Source organism: Amycolatopsis sp. NPDC026612, from assembly GCF_040638285.1.
In the GTDB taxonomy this organism is placed as follows: Bacteria; Actinomycetota; Actinomycetes; order Mycobacteriales; family Pseudonocardiaceae; genus Amycolatopsis.
This window is the reverse complement of sequence record NZ_JBEZYB010000128.1, coordinates 1-16106: the sequence shown is the minus strand read 5'-3', so window position 1 is coordinate 16106 and position 16106 is coordinate 1. Positions and strand designations below refer to the sequence as shown.

13 protein-coding genes and 1 pseudogene are annotated in these 16106 nt (G+C 72.1%); 7 read left to right on the top strand and 7 right to left on the bottom strand.

Going from position 1 to position 16106, the window contains the following annotated elements; genetic code table 11:
- Positions 1-66 (top strand): annotated as a pseudogene (locus AB0F15_RS43185) (cellulose-binding protein); the annotation flags it as partial.
- Positions 67-74: 8 nt separating this feature from the next.
- On the opposite strand, the gene AB0F15_RS43180 reads toward AB0F15_RS43185, so the two are convergent.
- Positions 75-689: a hypothetical protein gene (locus AB0F15_RS43180; RefSeq protein ID WP_360283413.1), complete on the bottom strand. Its 615-nt coding sequence runs from the start codon at positions 687-689 to the stop codon at positions 75-77.
- Positions 690-932: 243 nt separating this feature from the next.
- Here AB0F15_RS43180 and AB0F15_RS43175 point away from each other — a divergent pair, with 243 nt between their 5' ends.
- Positions 933-2159 carry a hypothetical protein gene (locus tag AB0F15_RS43175; RefSeq protein ID WP_360283411.1) on the top strand — a complete coding sequence of 409 codons (1227 nt, stop codon included), beginning with the start codon at positions 933-935 and terminating at the stop codon, positions 2157-2159.
- Here the strand turns inward: AB0F15_RS43175 and AB0F15_RS43170 are convergent, their stop codons facing one another.
- Complete coding sequence (locus AB0F15_RS43170; RefSeq protein WP_360283409.1) at positions 2160-5339, bottom strand: glycosyltransferase; 3180 nt, start codon at positions 5337-5339, stop codon at positions 2160-2162. It lies immediately after the preceding gene.
- Between the two features lie 10 nt (positions 5340-5349).
- Positions 5350-6762 (bottom strand): methyltransferase domain-containing protein, encoded by a 1413-nt coding sequence (locus AB0F15_RS43165; RefSeq protein WP_360283407.1) that lies wholly within the window; start codon positions 6760-6762, stop codon positions 5350-5352.
- A 65-nt stretch (positions 6763-6827) separates the two neighbouring features.
- Here AB0F15_RS43165 and AB0F15_RS43160 point away from each other — a divergent pair, with 65 nt between their 5' ends.
- The gene (locus tag AB0F15_RS43160; protein WP_360283405.1) at positions 6828-8144 is read left to right on the top strand and encodes a hypothetical protein; all 1317 of its coding nucleotides are present in this window, start codon (positions 6828-6830) and stop codon (positions 8142-8144) included.
- Between the two features lie 157 nt (positions 8145-8301).
- Positions 8302-9546 (top strand): DUF1707 domain-containing protein, encoded by a 1245-nt coding sequence (locus tag AB0F15_RS43155; protein WP_360283403.1) that lies wholly within the window; start codon positions 8302-8304, stop codon positions 9544-9546.
- A gap of 163 nt (positions 9547-9709) precedes the next feature.
- On the opposite strand, the gene AB0F15_RS43150 is transcribed toward AB0F15_RS43155, so the two are convergent.
- The 3 genes from AB0F15_RS43150 to AB0F15_RS43140 all read right to left on the bottom strand — a co-directional run bounded on the left by AB0F15_RS43150 (position 9710) and on the right by AB0F15_RS43140 (position 12382).
- Positions 9710-10378, bottom strand: a complete 669-nt coding sequence (locus AB0F15_RS43150) for a response regulator transcription factor (RefSeq protein WP_360283401.1) — start codon at positions 10376-10378, stop codon at positions 9710-9712.
- Positions 10375-11481 (bottom strand): sensor histidine kinase, encoded by a 1107-nt coding sequence (locus AB0F15_RS43145; RefSeq protein ID WP_360283399.1) that lies wholly within the window; start codon positions 11479-11481, stop codon positions 10375-10377. The genes AB0F15_RS43150 and AB0F15_RS43145 overlap by 4 nt, the downstream gene beginning before the upstream one ends.
- Positions 11482-11548: 67 nt before the next feature.
- A complete protein-coding gene (locus AB0F15_RS43140) occupies positions 11549-12382 on the bottom strand; it encodes a helix-turn-helix transcriptional regulator (RefSeq protein WP_360283397.1) in 834 nt (277 codons plus the stop codon).
- 102 nt (positions 12383-12484) lie between these two features.
- Between AB0F15_RS43140 and AB0F15_RS43135 the strand changes: the two genes are divergently transcribed.
- Genes AB0F15_RS43135 through AB0F15_RS43125 form a run of 3 tightly spaced genes read left to right on the top strand, consistent with a single transcriptional unit; the run spans position 12485 to position 15351 of the window.
- Positions 12485-13909 carry an MFS transporter gene (locus AB0F15_RS43135; protein ID WP_360283395.1) on the top strand — a complete coding sequence of 475 codons (1425 nt, stop codon included), beginning with the start codon at positions 12485-12487 and terminating at the stop codon, positions 13907-13909.
- Positions 13910-13961: 52 nt separating this feature from the next.
- Entirely contained in the window at positions 13962-14486 is a 525-nt protein-coding gene (locus AB0F15_RS43130) for a sigma-70 family RNA polymerase sigma factor (protein ID WP_360283393.1), read from the top strand.
- Positions 14479-15351 carry a VOC family protein gene (locus AB0F15_RS43125; RefSeq protein ID WP_360283391.1) on the top strand — a complete coding sequence of 291 codons (873 nt, stop codon included), beginning with the start codon at positions 14479-14481 and terminating at the stop codon, positions 15349-15351. The genes AB0F15_RS43130 and AB0F15_RS43125 overlap by 8 nt, the downstream gene beginning before the upstream one ends.
- Here the strand turns inward: AB0F15_RS43125 and AB0F15_RS43120 are convergent.
- Positions 15348-16106: gamma-glutamyltransferase (locus AB0F15_RS43120; RefSeq protein ID WP_360283389.1), on the bottom strand; the 759-nt coding region annotated here is incomplete at its 5' end. The two genes, AB0F15_RS43125 and AB0F15_RS43120, sit on opposite strands and share 4 nt — an antisense overlap.

The window sequence follows — 16106 nt, the reverse complement described above, 5'->3', positions numbered from 1 at the left end:
GGGACGCTCTCACCCTGGACGGCCACCTGGACGTTCACCGCCGGCCAGCGGGTCACCCACAGCTGGAACGGCGACTACAGCCAAAGGGCCGCGTCCCAGAGGGTGAGGAACGCCGAGGCCTCGCTGCGGGCCCAGGGCCGCAGCCGTTCGCGATCGCGGGCGGAGAGCTGGTACTCCTTCGCCCGGCGGACGTCGATCACCAGCGCCTCGCCGCCGGGCAGGATGTCGGGCATCGCCTGCTCCAGCACCCACAACGCGAGCCGCGCCGAATCCTTCGTCAGCGGTTCCTCCTTGAAGTAGAGCCAGGTCGCGTAGCGGCGGCCGTCGCTCTTGCGCAGCCCGATCTGGGGGCTGACGCCGATCTCGAGGTCGCCGATCCGGCACCGGCCGCGCCCCACGTCGACCAGCCGCGGCGACTTCCGGCCGAGGTACCGCAGCCAGCCGTCGGCGATCGCCGCGTAGTGCGGTTTCGTCCGCTCGTCGGCGGCGTTGACGATCGCGCGCAGCGCCACCTCGTCCTGGTTCGCCGCCCGCCCGGACCGCACCGCGTTGGCCGCCCGCCGGTAGTAGTTGAACGCCGCTCGCGCCGGGTCTTCGTACTGACGGCGCTGCCGCCGGACGAACGACGACCGCGACGGCCCGGAACTCGCGCTGTAGCCCACGAATGTGGACAGGGTGATGTAGGCCATGGCCCTGCCTTCCTCCATCACGCCACCCGCGGACGCGGGCGGCATCTCCCCTGGACAACGCCCATTTTAGAACATATGTACGACAGTTTCCGGGGCCTGACGGGTGACCCGGACCGGTGGGCGCCGGGGTCTCCCGCAAACGCCTGACTTGCGCTACGTTGCCGATCAACCTCAAACCGCAACCTTGCAGGTCGGCCGTGCGTGCCAGACTGATGCCCCGAATGGTGGATGGGGGTCCAGAGGATGAGCTGGCAGGAAGAGCTTCGCCGTCTCGACGCGGAGCTTGCCGAAGGTCGCATCGAGCCGGCTGACCACCGCAAACAGCGGGATGAGCTGCTCGCGCAGGCCTCCGGTTCGACGGTGCCCTCACCTGTGCCGTCGCCGCTGCGCCGTCCGGGTGAAACGTGGCGGAGCACCAACCCCGCGCACCAGCCGGCGCCCGCCCAGCAGGCTCCCCCGCCGCAGCGCATGGAATCGCCGCGCCCCGCGGTGCCGCACCAGCACCAGCCGAACCAGCACGTGCCGATCCAGCACCAGCCGCACCCGCAGTCACACCCGCAACAGCCGCGCCGGCAGCCGCACCCGCCCTGGCAGCGGACCGGGCTGCCGCAGACGCTGTCCACCAGCCACGTGCCCGCCATCCCGGACCACATGACGACCGCGCCGAGCCCGGCCGACATCACGCCCACCCGCTACCTGCGCGTCGACGGCCCGGCGGACAACGGACCAGGCAGCCGGTTCCCGCCGATCACCCCGCCGGGCGGCGAATCGCGCCCGGCACAGCCGCACCCCGAGCCGGAGGAATCGCCCGGCAAACACCGCTGGGCCACCGGCGGCGAGCCGTCCGCGCGCACCGGGAAGCCCTGGCCGTTCGTCGTGCTCGGCGTGCTCGTGGTGGTCGGCATGCTCATCGGCGCCACGCTGTGGCTCAGGAACGACGAGGAGAAGCCGAACGCGCTGGCGACGTTCGCGCCCGTCGTCACGGAGCCCCCGGCCGCCGCGGCCCAGCCGCAGCTGGAGGACCAGGTGCCGCCCCTGCCGGGGCTGCAGCACCCGGAGAGCTCCGCGATGTCGCTGGCCCGCGGCCTGGACCTGAAGCTGTACCCCAAGGAGGCCGCCCAGGTCTTCTCGCAACACGGCGTCACGCAGTTCGTGTTCCGCGCCTCCTCGGCCGGGGACACCGGGTTCCTCGGCTACGCGATCCCGGCCGAGAACGAGGACGGCGCGAAGGCGATCGTCGACTACCTGCGCGAGGCCGCCCACGCCGGCGGGTACGCCCCGATCACCGCCGACCCGGGCACGGTCACCGGCCGCAACGGCGACCAGCGGATGGACGGCACCTGGTACACCTCGGGCAAGGTCGCGATCGTGCTGTGGGCGTCCCAGCCCTTCGCCAAGGACAAGAACGAGCTGAAGACCAGTCTCGACAACGCACTCGCGGTGTTCAAGAAAGCGCTGCCCCCCAGCTGATCAGTCGCGCCGGTCGAGCAACCCGGCCAGCGTGCTGCGCGCGACGTCCGCGCCGAAGAGGCGGTCCACCACGGTCTTGCCCTCTTCGGACAGCCGCTGCCACAGCTTGTCGTCCTCGAGCAGGGTGACGATCTCGTCGGCGAGCTCCTGGGCCGAGCCGCCGACGAGGACGTCCCGGCCGTGGGTCAGGTGCATGCCTTCGGCCGCCAGCGGCGTGGCCACCACCGGGACGCCGTAACCGAGGCTCTCGCCCAGCTTCCCCTTCACCCCGGCCCCGAAGCGCAGCGGCGCGACGACGACCCGGGCCTCGCGGTAAGCGCTGTCGAGGTTCGGGACCCAGCCGCGGACGACGACGCCGTCGCGCTCCAGGTCGAACACCTCTTGCGGCGGGTTGCTTCCGACGATCTGGGCGACGGCGTCCGGACGGCGGTGCCGCACCAGCGGCATGATCTCCTCCGCCAGCCAGCGCGCCGCGTCCCGGTTGGGCAGGTGGTCGAAGCTGCCGACGAACAGCACGCCCGACCGTCCTTCCGGGACCGCCACCGCGCCGTCGGCGTAGTGCACGTTGGACAGCACCTCGACCCGCGCCGACGGCACGAGCTCGCGCAGCAGCGCACGCTCCACATCGGACACGACGAAGGTGACGTCGGTGGCGCGGGTCAGGCCCAGTTCGGACTCCCGCAGCACCTCGGCGCGCCGCCGCAGCGTCAGCTCCTCACGGGTGTTGCCGAGCTGCGCAGCGAGGTCGGCCTGCCGGTTGAGCCGGACGAAGTGCAGGTCGACCGTGTCGTAGGCGATGACGCAGTCCGGCGCGTGCTCGCGGACCTGCTCCAGCAGCTGCCAGGCGACGTGCGGCCGCGACAGCACGGCCAGGCTCAGGTCGGGGCCGGCGTCGCGCAGGAACTCCAGCTGTTCGCCGAGCCCGGTCACCACCGTGACGCCCGCCCGGTACAACGCCTCGGCGTACGGCTCCGGAAGCGCGTTGTTGAGCGGCATGAACACCACCCGCTCGCCGAGGCCCACGAGCAGTTCGAGGATGCGGAACATCCGCACCGACCCGGAGTCCTTGTCGGGCATCGGCACCTGGTGGTCGGCGACGAGCACGGTACCGCCGCGGTGGCCGTCCTTCGTGCGCTGCCGCCCGGCCCAGACCGCGCGCGGGCTCGCCTCGGGGAAGTGGTCGCGCAGCTGGACGCTCCACTTGTCGACGAAGACGCCGCGGTTGAGCTCCTGGTGGCGCTTCACGCCGGAGGAGACGTCCGTGCCGTTGGTGATGCCTTCGTGGTGCACGACGACCGACGCGGGCTGGACCATCGTCCGGTACCCGGCCGCCCGCACGGCGAACGCGAGGTCGGTGTCCTCGTAGTACGCGGGCGCGAAGCGCTTGTCGAAGCCGCCGATGCGCTCGAACAGCTCCCGCCGGACGAGCAGGGCCGCGCCCGAGCAGTAGTCGACGTCGCGCAGCGCCTGGAACCACGGCGCGTCGGGCGACTGGAGCCTGCCGTAGTTCCAGCCGGTGCCGTCGGCCCAGACGATGCCGCCGCACTCCTGCAGGCGGCCGTCCGGGTAGACCAGCTTCGAGCCGACGAGCCCGACGTCGGGCCGCGTCTCGACGACGGCGACCAGCTCGTCCAGCCAGCCCGGGCGGACTTCGGTGTCGTTGTTGAGGAACATGACGAAGTCGCCGCGCGCGTGCTCGGCGCCGAGGTTGCAGGCGCCGACGAAGCCGAGGTTCTTCGGCGCGCGGACCAGCCGGACCCCGGCACAGCCGGCAACGCGGTCGGCGGAGTCGTCTGGCGACTTGTCGTCGACGACGATCACCTCGAACGGCGTCGACGGCAGGTACCGCTGGATCGAGTCGAGGCAGCCGCGGGTGAACCGCCAGTTGCCGTAGACGGGGATGACGACGCTGACGATCGGCTGGTCGCTGGTGGTCACCGCGACCGGGCCCGGCACCGCGACCGGCGCGCCGGGCAGCACCCCGGCTGGCCGCCCGAGCGCCGTCTCGTAGAAGTCGCGGCGGCGGGTGCCGCGGGGCGCGTACCGCTCGATCGTGCCGCGGTACTTCCCGATCGCCCGCTGGACGAGCGCGGACGTCTCGGCGCGCAGCTTCTCGTTCTCCGCGGCGAGCCTGCCGATGGTTTCGCTGAGGCTGGTGTTGTTGCCGGCCAGCCACTCCAGCCGTTCGCGGTCGTAGCCCACCTTGCGCTGGAGCCGGTTCAGCTCGTCGGCCGCGCGCTGCCGGTCTTCCCGGGCGCGCTCGGCCTGCCGGAGCGCCTCGTCCCGCTCGGTCGAAGCGAGCCGCTCGGCCGCGGTGACCTGGGCGATTTCGCTGGTGAGCCGGGTGACGGACGCGGTGGCCCGCTCGCGCTCGGCCTCGGTGCGGCCGAGTTCGCCGCGGAGCCTGGCCGTCTCGGCGGCGGCGCGGGCGACGAGCGTCAGCTTCGGGTCGACCATGACCGACGTCGAAGGCACGTCGATCGGCTCGGCCGACGCGACGGAGACGAAGTAGGTGTGCGGCGCCCCGGTTTCGACGACCCAGCCGTCGCCGTCGCCGGCCTGCACGGTGAGGACCTCGGCACCGGCGCCGGCACCGTTGTCGTGGATCAGCGAGCCGACGGCGACGTTCTGCCGCAGCACGACGACGTGCCCGAAACTCGCGGACAGCAGCGACCGGAACGCGGACTCGGTCAGCTCGTGCACGTGGTACGGGTTCTCGTTGCCGTGGTCGTGCGTGTAGACCTCGACGTCCGGGGTGCTGCAGAGGAAGACCCCGCCGGGCGCGAGCCGGTTGCGGACGAGCTCCATGAGCCGGTCCTGCTCGTCGACGTGCTCGATGGCCTCGAAGCAGGTGATGACGTCGAAGACCTCGCCGTCGAGCGCCCGCGGGTCGGTGATCGAGCCGACCTCGAACCGCACGTCCGGGTAGCGGTTCCGGGCGTGGGCGACGGTCTTCGGGTCGATCTCGAGCCCGACGACCTGGGCGGCCGCGCGCGCGAGCATCGAGGAGCCGTAGCCCTCGCCTGCCGCCAGGTCGAGAACGCGCTTGCCCTCGGCGAACCGGGCCGCGAACGCGTAGCGGTGGTAGTGCTCGTAGATCACCTGGAGGTCTTCGGTCCACGGCACGCACCGCTCGCCGGTCCACTCGATCAGCCGATCACCGCTCGTCCCCTTGCCCATGCCGGGCAGATTAGCCGTCCGTTTGCAGTAGCCCCAGGCCGACCAGGACGTACGCGAGCGTGCGCCGGTCGCCACCGGCCGTCACCGACCAGTCCGCGTCGAGCGAAAGCCGTACCTGCCGGTGCGCGGCGAGCCGCACCGGCAGCACCTGCTCCGTCAGGCCCGGTCCGACGTCGGCCTTCGCGACCGGGACGCCGTCGACGGACACGGTGACGCTGCCGTGCTCGGTGACGCCGTCCGGCTGGTAGGTCCGGAACTCCACGGCGTCGACCGGAGCCGTGGTGAGGACCGGGAACTCGACCGCGGGCGCCGCCCAGTCGTCGTGGAAGACGCCGTTCATCCGGCCGGTCACGATCCCCGCGCCGCGCACCAGCCGTTCCCCGTTCGTGCCACCGGGCCGGAACGAGACGCGGCCGGCGGGGTCGACGACGCGGGTGTCCCGCACCGACCGTTCCGGCGTCCGGTTGCCGTGCGCGCGCAGCGGCTGCGGTGTGGGGTGGAAGAGCGCGGTCAGCCGCGTCCCGGTGACGAGCCCGAGGTCGAGCAGGCTGTCGTCGAGGACGCCGAGCTCGTCGATCAGGGCGACGTGCGCGGCGTTGTCCATGGCGAAGTTGTGGCCGTAGATGCGGTCGACGAACGGGTCGATCACGTTGCCGTAGGGCAGGAACAGGCTCGGGTGGAGGAAGTCGAGGAGCACCGGCAGGACGTCCTGGGCCCGGATGCCCTCGAAGCCGTCCGCGGCGCAGTCGATGTCGGTGAACTCGTCGTCGATCTGCCCGGTCAGCGCGTTGCGGCGCAGCTCCGGCGGCAGCGTCGCCCAGATCCGGTCGACGACCTCGTGGGCCTCGGGCCACCGGCGGTGCCCGTTGCGGCCGATCATGTCGTGCACCACCAGGACGCCGTCCGCGGTGAGGCTGCTCTTGATCTGGCCGTAGAGGTGTTCGAGGTCGAGGACGTGGTGCAGCGCCTGGAACCCGACGACGACGTCGTGCCCGGCGTCGGCGCGCCAGGTGTTGAAGTCCGCGGTGATCAGCTCGACGCGGTCGGCCACGCCCTGTTCGCGGGCCGACGCCTCGGCACGCGCCTGCATCTCGGGGTTCAGTTCGAGCAGCCGCAGCCGCACGTTGTCCAGACCTTCGGCGGCGAGGCCGCGCAGCCAGCCGAGCTCCTGGTCGCCGTTGCCGCTGCCCAGCGACAGCACCACGGCGTCCCGCGAAAGCCGCCGCGCGCGTTCGGCGATCTGCCCGACGATCAGCTCGTCGAGGCCCGGGACGCCGAGCGCTTCGAGCTTCGGGCGCACGTGCCGGTTGGACCACCGGTGCGCCGACGGCGGCAGGTTGCCGTGGATCTCCTCCTGGCCGGCGAAGGTCTCGCGCTCCCTGGCCAGCCGCTGGTCGTAGCCCGGCCCTCGGCCACCGCTCATCGCACGTCCCCTCCGAGATCACCGATCCGAACCGCCGGTCACCGGCCCGGCGCTAGGATACGGCTGTGTCGTCCCGTCCTCCGTCGCAGTTGCCCGCCGAGCAGGGCCTGCCGAGGACCCCGGAGTCCTGGCTGCCGAAGGAGCACAACCTCTACCGGCCCCGGCACAGCAAGCGCCAGCGCACGGCCTTGGCCTGCGCGGCCGTCTTCTTCGTCGCGCCGCTGTTCCTTTCGGCGGTCGGCGTGCACCCCACCGCCTTCGAGAACCGGCCGCTGCGCGAGTTCCCCAGCCTCGCCGACGGCTGGGGCTTCTTCACCGGCTTGTCCGGCTGGGCGACCGACCACCTGCCGCTGCGGCAGGCCGGGGTGCAGGCCGCCGACGCCGTCGGCACCGGGGTGTTCGGCGACCCGCCCGGCTCCGGCCAGGGCACGAACCACAACGGCGGCACGGTCGGCGTCGACCAGGGCAAGCCCGACAACGGCGACGTCCCGGGGTACGTCTACCCCACCGTGCTGCCGGGCAAGGACGGCTGGCTGTACCTCGGCGAGGACGTCAACGCCCGGTGCCGTCCGGTGATGGACACCGACCACGTCGTCGCCGCGCTGCGGAAGCTGCGCGCCGCCGTGGAGAAGTCCGGTCGCAAGTTCGAGCTGGTCATCGCGCCGGACAAGTACAGCGAAGAGCCGGCCCACCTGCCCGACACCTACGTCGGCAAGCCGTGCGCGCAGGCGCGGACCGCCGAGTTCTGGAACCGCGTGCCGCGTGAAACCGGGGCGATCGACCTGCGGCCCGCGCTCGCGGACGCCGAAAAGCGGGTCGGCCACCCGCTGTACGACCGCAACGACACGCACTGGTCGTTCGACGGCGGCCTGGTCATGACGTACGCGCTGGGCTCGGCGATCGCGCCCGGCAGCACCACCGGCTGGCAGGCGGCGCCGAACGGCGTCCGGCAGTGGCCCGCAGACCTGGCCAGGGTGCTCGGCCGCAGCGAACAGCGGCAGCTGACGATGTACCGCCTCTCCACCGACGGCGGTGCCGACCGCACCCGCTACATCGCCAGTGACTTCAAGAGCCCGCTGCACCTGAGCCAGCCGGACGGCGCCACGCCCGCCGGCTCGATCGCGCCGGCCATGGCGGTGGTGGCGGATTCGTTCACCCAGTTCGCCAGCCCGTTCCTGGCCGCCACCTGCCAGGACGTCACCATCGTGCACGGCGAGACGGTCGCGCAGAGCACCGCGCAGGAAATGACGAGCCTGTTCGCCGACCGCGACATCGTCACCTTCGAAATGGTCGAGCGCAGCGTCATCGGCGGGTCGTCCGCGCTCCTGCGCGACCAGACCATCGACCTGCTGGGCCAGGTGCTCGCCGCGCACCCCCGTTGACCGCGCCGCGGCGTCCACCACACCGAGGTAACGACGGGGTGGTGGGCGACGAACAGGTGAGCACACCCGTGCACAATGGCTCCGTGCGGCCACGCTCCGCGTGCGCAGCACCCACACGTTCGCATTCGCAGGGCGATATACCCAAGGGGGTACCGGGGTGACCTGGCAGGAAGAGCTGCGCAGGCTCGACGAGGAGCTCGCGGCGGGAAACCTGACGGCCGACGAATACCGGGCGCGACGTGATCGGGTGCTGTCGATGGCCGTCTCGACCGGCGACCAGTCCCAGGCCCCCGCTCAGCCCGCTCCGCAGCAGGCGCCGAGCGCCGCCGACGACACGCAGATCATCGCGCCCGTCACCCCGGTGGGGCAGCCGGCCCAGCAGGCGAACTCGGCCGAGGCGACGCAGGTCGTCTCCGCGGCCGACGCCGGGGGTGGCGAGCGGACCCAGGTCGTCCCGCCGTGGCAGCAACAGCAACAGCACCCGAACTCACCGTCGGGTGGGTTCCCGCAGCCGATGCAGCAGCACCAGCCGCCGCCCCAGTACGCCCAGCACTCCCCCGCCGGCGGGTTCGCCCAGCCGATGCCGCAGCAGAACCCGTGGGGTGCGGCGCAGCAGGACGTCAGCCCGCCGTGGGGTGGTTCGGAGTTCCCGCCGCTGACCCCGCCGTCGAACAACGCGGACTGGATCAGCCAGGGCCCGGAGAGCTTCCAGACGCAGCCGTCGTCGGGCAAGGGCAAGAAGATCGCCTTCGCCGTGGTCGCGGCGCTCGTGGTGGCGGGCCTCGGGTTCGGCGTCTGGGCGCTGTTCATCAAGGACAACGGCGGGTCGACGCCGCCGGTGGCCCAGAGCTCGAGCCCGCAGCCGCCGCCCGCGCCGACCGTGAAGCCGCTTCCGGAGCCGCCCGCGGCCAAGCCCGAGCCGAGCGACAACTCGTCGGCGCTGGTCACCCCGGCCGGCACCACGCGCGCCGGCGGTGGCGAGTTCGACATGGACAAGCTGGAGTCGGCCAAGTACCTGCCGACCACGGTCGTCGAGAAGTGCAAGCAGAGCGGCATGACCGAGGGCCTGCTCAAGACGACCAAGGAGGGCGACGTCACGCTGGGCCTGTTCGCCCTGGAGCTGCCGAACGCGCAGGCCGCCGCCGCGGTGGCCGCCGAGTACGGGAACGCCGAGCAGGAAGGCGGCCTGACCGTCAACCGCAACCTGTCCCTCCACGGGGTGCAGGTGTTCTCGGCTGCGGACAGCACCCAGCAGGTCTACCGGGCGGTCTACGTGCTGTACAGCCGGGTCGTCATCATCGACTCGTTCGGCCCGACCAAGGACGCGACGCTCAGCTCGTTCAAGACGCTGCTGACCGCCCAGGTCCAGAAGGCACCGCCGACGGAGCGCACCAACAACTGACCCGAAAGGGTGACGTTCCGCCGTGTCGGTGAACGCGGTCCCTCTCCCGGACGCCCTCTGAGCAGAGCATCAGCCGGGAGAGGAGGCGTCGTGATCTGGATCTGCCTGGTCGGCGTCCTCGCCATGGTGTTCCTGGTGCGCGCGGTTCGCGTGGTGCGCCGGGTCAGGCGGGGCGACGCGGTGTGACCAGCCCGGACTCGTAGGCGAGCACCACCAGCTGGGCGCGGTCGCGCGCGCCGATCTTCGTCATGATGCGGCTGACGTGGGTGCGCGCTGTCGCCGTCGAGATCACCAGGTGGGCGGCGATTTCGTCGTTCGACATGCCGCCCGCGACCAGACCGAGCACCTCGCGCTCGCGGTCGGTGATCTCGCGGACGGCGCGGGTGTCGATGCGCCGGTTTTCCGGGCGGCCGACGAACTCCTGGATCAGCCGGCGCGTGACCGTCGGGGCCAGCAGCGCCTCCCCGTCGGCGACGACCCGCAGCGCGCGCAGCAGCTCGACCGGCTCGGTGTCCTTCAGCAGGAAGCCGCCGGCGCCCGCGCGCAGGGCTTCGTAGACGTACTCGTCTACGTCGAACGTGGTCAGGACCAGCACCTTCGTCCCGGCGAGGTCGGGGTGGGCGGTGATCCGGCGGGTGGCTTCGAGGCCGTCGACGCCGGGCATGCGGATGTCCATCACGACGATGTCGGGCCGGTGCTCGATCGCGAGCGTGACGGCCTGCTCGCCGTCACCCGCCTCGCCGCACACCTCGAAGCCGTCCTCGGTCTCCAGCAGCACGCGGAACCCGGCGCGGACCAGGATCTGGTCGTCGGCCAGCAGGACGCGGATCATGTTTCCCCCTCGATCGGCAATTCGACGAACACTTCGAAACCGCCGTCGACCGGCCCGGCGGTGCACCGGCCGCCGAGCGCCGCGGCGCGTTCGCCCATGCCCCGGAGGCCGTGGCCCGGGGTCGGCTGCGCGGTGCCGCGGCCGTCGTCGCGCACCTGGAGCGTGACGGACCCTCGTTGCCGTCCGAACCGCACTTCGACGTGTTTCGGCTGGTCGGCGTGCCGGACGACGTTGGTCAGCGACTCCTGCAGGATCCGATAGGCGGCGGCGTCGACCGGCGCCGGGAGCTCGCCGGCGTCGCCGTGGACCTCGACCGTCAGCCCGGCGTCGTGGGCGTGGTCCAGCAGCTCACCGGCCTGGGCAAGGCTCGGGGCGGGCGCCTTGTCCTGGCCGGAGCGCAACACGGCCAGGGTCGCCCGCAGGTCGTTCAGCGCGGACGCACTGGCCGCCTTGATGTTGAGCAGCGCTTCCTTCGCCTGCTCGGGGCGCCGATCGGCGACGTGCGCGGCGACGCCCGCCTGGACGTTGATCATCGCGAGGCTGTGCGCGACGACGTCGTGGACCTCGCGGGCGATGCGCAGCCGTTCCTGTTCCGCGAGCCGGTGGCGGTGCTCGTCGGCCTGGTCGCGGCGGGCGGCGAGCGCGTCGAGCTGGTACCGGACGGCGGTCCCGATCCCGGTGACGGCGGTCAGCCAGACGACGAGGAACGCGGCCCCCGCTTCCAGGGCGAACGACCTGGTCAGGACGACGTGCACGACGTAGGCGGCGGCGAGCGCGGCCGCGCCGGTGCTGCCCGCGGTGAGCGGCCCGCGCTGCCGGGTCAGCACGAACAACGCGATGGTCGGTACCAGGATGACCGGCCCGCCGGGCAGGCCGGAGGCGTAGTAGCCGAACGCGGATGCGGCTGTGAGGAGGAAGAGCGGCAGCGGGAAGCGGTGGACGATCAGCAGCGTGAGGACGGTCGCGGCGAGCCAAGCGGCACCGAGCGGCGTCAGTGGCGACGTCCCGGGTTGCCACCGCGAAGCCGCGCTGGTCGCCCCGAGCACGAAGCCCAGGACGACGACGGTGCGGACCACGCGGCCCACCCAGGGCGGCCATCTCATACCGCGAAAACTACCGGTCCCGGCCGGGCCGCACGTCCGTCTCGAAGCGGCCTCCCGGCGTACGTCGTCAGTCGAACATCAGCGGCAGCTTCGCCGCCGTTTCTTCGTCGGCCGGGGTGTAGGTCGACATGGTGATCTCGGACCGGCGGCCGTAGTAGAGGTAGGTGAAGTTGAACTGGAGCAGCCCGACGTCCGGGTGCAGGTACCGCTTGGTGCGGATCGGCTCCGCGTTGACGTCGTGGTGCGGCCACAGCTCGGCGAACAGCGGCGACTCCGCCTTCAGCCGCTTCACCAGCTGCTTCCACGCCGGCTCGGCGACGTGGTCGGCCATCGCCGCGCGGAACGACGCGATCACCCGTGGGATGTTCGACTCCCAGTCCAGCATCCGCTTGCGCCACTCGGCGTTGAGCAGGCACTGGACCAGGGTGTTGCGGTCCTCGAACGGGATCGCGCCGACGTCACCCAGCAGCCAGGTGTAGCCGCGGTTGTAACCGAGCAGATCGCAGCGGGCGTTGCGGATCGCGACCGGGTACGGCTCCAGCTTCTCGAGCATCAGCTCCATCGCCGGCGTGATGACCTGGCAGTCCTTCTCGCGCTCCGGCTCGGGCGCGCCGGCCAGGCGGAACAGGTGGACGTGCTCGTGCGGGTCGAGCCGCAGGGTGCGGGCGATGGCCTGCAGGACCTGCTCGGACGCGTTGATGTCGCGGCCCTGCTCGAGCCACGTGTACCAGGTGACCCCGACGCCGGCGAGCTGCGCGACCTCTTCGCGGCGCAGCCCCGGTGTCCGGCGGCGGCCCACGATCGGGAGGCCGACCTGTTCGGGCGTGATCCGCTCGCGGCGGCTGCGCAGGAACCTCGCCAGCTCCTGGCGGCGGAGGCCGGATTCGACGGCGGTGGTCATGGTGCCAGGGTGCCACGCTCTCGAACCTGGTACCAGGTAGTGGCCAGTACCCGGATAACCAGCAACTGGTACCAGGTTTGAAAGGGGTTGATCGTAGTACTCATGACCACGACCCCTCTCGCGCCGAACACCCCCGGCGCCGAACTTCGACCGGGATTGACCCCCGTCGGCCTGGTCACGGTGCTGCTGGGGGCGGCACTGCCGATCATCGACTTCTTCATCGTCAACGTCGCCCTGCCGACGATCGACGCCGACCTGCACGCGTCCACCGCCACCCTGGAACTGGTGGTCGCCGCCTACGGCATCGCGTACGCGGTGCTGCTGGTGGTCGGCGGCCGTCTCGGCGACGCGTTCGGCAGGCGGCGGCTGTTCTTCGCCGGCCTCTGGCTGTTCACGCTGACGTCCCTGGCCTGCGGAATCGCCCCGACGGCCGGCACGCTGGTGGTGGCCCGCGCCGCGCAGGGGGCGGCGTCGGCGCTGCTGCTGCCGCAGGTGCTCTCGATCATCCAGGCGACGACGTCCGGCGAAGAGCGTTCGCGCGCCCTGGGGCTGTTCGGCGCGACCGGCGGCCTCTCGACGGTGGTCGGCCAGCTCCTCGGCGGCGGCCTGGTGGCGGCGGACCTGTTCGGCACCGGCTGGCGGCCGATCTTCCTGGTGAACGTCCCCATCGGCCTGGTGGTGCTGCTGCTGGCCCGCAAGCTGCCGGAGAGCCGCGCGCACAACCCGCTGGGCGTCGACCGCCTCGGCACGCTGCTCCTGGCGGTCACGCTGCTGTCGCTGCTGGTCCCGCTGATGGAAGGCCGGGCGCTGGGGTGGCCGGCGTGGACGATCGCGCTGCTGGCCCTCTTCCCGTTTTCCGCCGCGGCACTGGTCCACGTCGAACGGCGCCTGGAACGGACCGGCGGCTCGCCGCTGCTGCCGCCGTCGGTGCTGCGGCTGCCGAGCGTGCGGCGCGGGCTGATGGTGGCCGTGCCGTTCTTCGCGGCGTTCGGCTCGTTCATGTTCGTGTTCGCGATGACGCTGCAGCAAGGCCTGCACTTCGGCCCGCTGGGCGCGGGTGGGGCGCTGACGCCGCTGGCGGTCGCGTACTTCACGGTGTCGGTGCTGAGCAGCCGCCTGGTGGCCCGCTACGGCCAGAAGGTCGTCCCGGTCGGTGGCGCGGTCACGGCGGTGGGCATGGTGGCGCTGCTCTGCACGACGCTGTCCGCCTGGCCGCACGTGACGATCCTCGACCTGGCGCCGTCGATGGTGGCGATCGGCGTGGGCAACGCCCTGGCGATGACGACACTGTTCCGGATCGTGCTCTCCCACGTCCCGACGGACCTGGCCGGCGTCGGCTCCGGCGTGATGACGACGAACCAGCAGACTGCGCTGGCACTAGGCGTCGCGACGCTGGGGAGCCTGTATGCGGCCCTCTCGGGTTCGCTGGGGAGCCGGGACGCGTTCGCGGTGGTGATCGGCCTGGTGGCGCTGCTGGCGGTGATCGTCGCGATCACCGGACGGCGGCTGCCGGACCCCCGGGGGTAGAAATCCACGATTCACCCGTCGGAAAAGCCGGGCGCCGAACGACGATGAGGGTGTGACGGAACCTCGGGTACGACCGGACCCGGCCTTCGCGCTGCTCGGGCTGTACGAAACGGCCCTGCCGGAGGTCTACGGGTACCTGCTGTCCCGGTGCGGCGACCGCACGCTCGCCGAGGAGCTGACGTCCGAGACGTTCCTCGGGGCGGTCGCCGCCTGTCGCAAGGAGTACTCGCCCCCCGTGAGCACCGGGTGGCTGATCGGCGTCGCCCGGCACAAGCTCGCCGACCACTGGCGGCGCAAGGAACGTGAGGAACGCGGGCTGCGGCTGGTCCACGACAGCGAACCGGGCGTCGAAGACCCGTGGGACGAGCGGCTCGACGCCCTGCGCGCGAGACAGGTGCTCGAATCGCTCGGGCCGCACCACCGGGCCGCACTGACCCTGCGCTACGTCGACGGTCTCGGCGTCCCCGAGGTCGCCGGCCACCTGGGGCGCAGTGTGCACGCCACCGAGGCGTTGCTCGTGCGGGCGCGCGCCGCGTTCCGTCGCGCTTACGTGGAGAAGGAGGGTCGCGATGCCTGAGCCTTTCGACGCGCTTCGCCGTCCCTCCGAGCGGGTCGCCCCCGATCCGGGCTTCGCCGCCGAACTACGCGACAACCTGCGTCGCCAGATCTTGAACGGAGCCGAGATGACCACCACCTCCGAGACCCCGACGACCCACGCCGAACTGCGCTCGTTGACGCCGTACCTCGCCGTTTCCGACGCCCGGGCCGCGCTCGACTTCTACGTCGAGGTCTTCGGCGCGGTACGCCGCGCCGAACCGATCCTGATGGACGACGGCCGGATCGGGCACGCCGAACTGGCCATCGGCGACGCCGTGCTGATGCTCGCCGAGGAGTACCCCGAGATCGGGCACGTCGCCCCGCGCGAGGGTGGCGCTTCGGTACGGGTCGAGGTCCCGGACCCCGACGCCAGCGTGACGCGGGCCCTGGAGCTGGGCGCGACGCTGATCCGCGCGGTGAGCGACTCGCCGTACGGCCGGGGCGGCTCGTTCCGCGACCCGTTCGGCCAGCGCTGGCTGGTGTCCCGGGCGGCGCCGAAGCCCCGGCCGAAGCCCGGCGAGGCGATGTACTTCACGTTCCAGGTCCCGGAGGCTTCGCCCGCGAAGGCCTTCTACGGCGCGGTGCTGGGCTGGCAGTTCACCCCGGGCTCGACGACGGATTCGTGGGGGTTCTCGGGGCCGGGTCTCGAAGGTGGCCTGTGGGCCGGGGACCGCCAGGTGGGCTGGAAGCTGATGTACGCGGTGGACGACCTCGAGGCGGCTTTGACGCGGGTTCGCGAGCAGGGGGGCCGGACGGGCGAGGTGGAACACCACCCGTACGGGACCACCGCGGACTGCGCGGACAACCAGGGCATCGAGTTCTGGCTCTGGGAGCGACCGAGCTAACGACCCGCCGCGTAGCCCTGCATCCCGCGCGCGTTCGCCGCCGCGCGCAACAGCCCGCCGGAACGGGAGACCGCGGACAGGCGGCCCAGTGCCCAGTCGCCCGCGTCGACCACCGAGTGGCCGCGGGCCCGGAGGGCGTCCAAAGTGGACGCCCCGAGGCGCGACTCCACCACCAGCTCGCGCGGGTTCCACGAGCGCGGGTAGAACGAGCTGGGGAACGCCGTCGAGTGCCAGGCCGGGGCGTCGATCGATTCCTGGAGGTTCAGGCCGCCGTAGACGTGGGCCAGCCAGAAGCACAGCTGCCACTGGTCCTGCTGGTCGCCGCCCGGGGTGCCGAAGGCCAGTGCCGGGACGCCGTCGCGCAGGGCCAGGGACGGGGACAGCGTGATGCGCGGGCGCTTGCCGGGGGCCAGCGAATTCGGCAGGCCCTGCTCCAGCCAGAACATCTGGCCGCGCGAGTCGAGGCAGAAGCCCAGCGACGGGATCGTCGGGCTCGACTGCAGCCAGCCACCGGACGGGGTCAGTGAGATCAGGTTGCCCGCCGCGTCGGCGACGTCGAGGTGGACCGTGTCGCCGCGGGTTTGGCCCTGGGGGCCGACCGTCGGCTCGCCCGTCGCGCCGCCTTCGGACTGGACTCCCTGCAGGGAGTCCAGGATCGCCGGGAGGCGGGCGGGACCGCGCGCGTCGCCCGGACGGAGGCCGGGCGGCCCGGCGGGGGGGGTTGAAGGCGCCCCGCGGGGCGGGTCGGGAGTGGT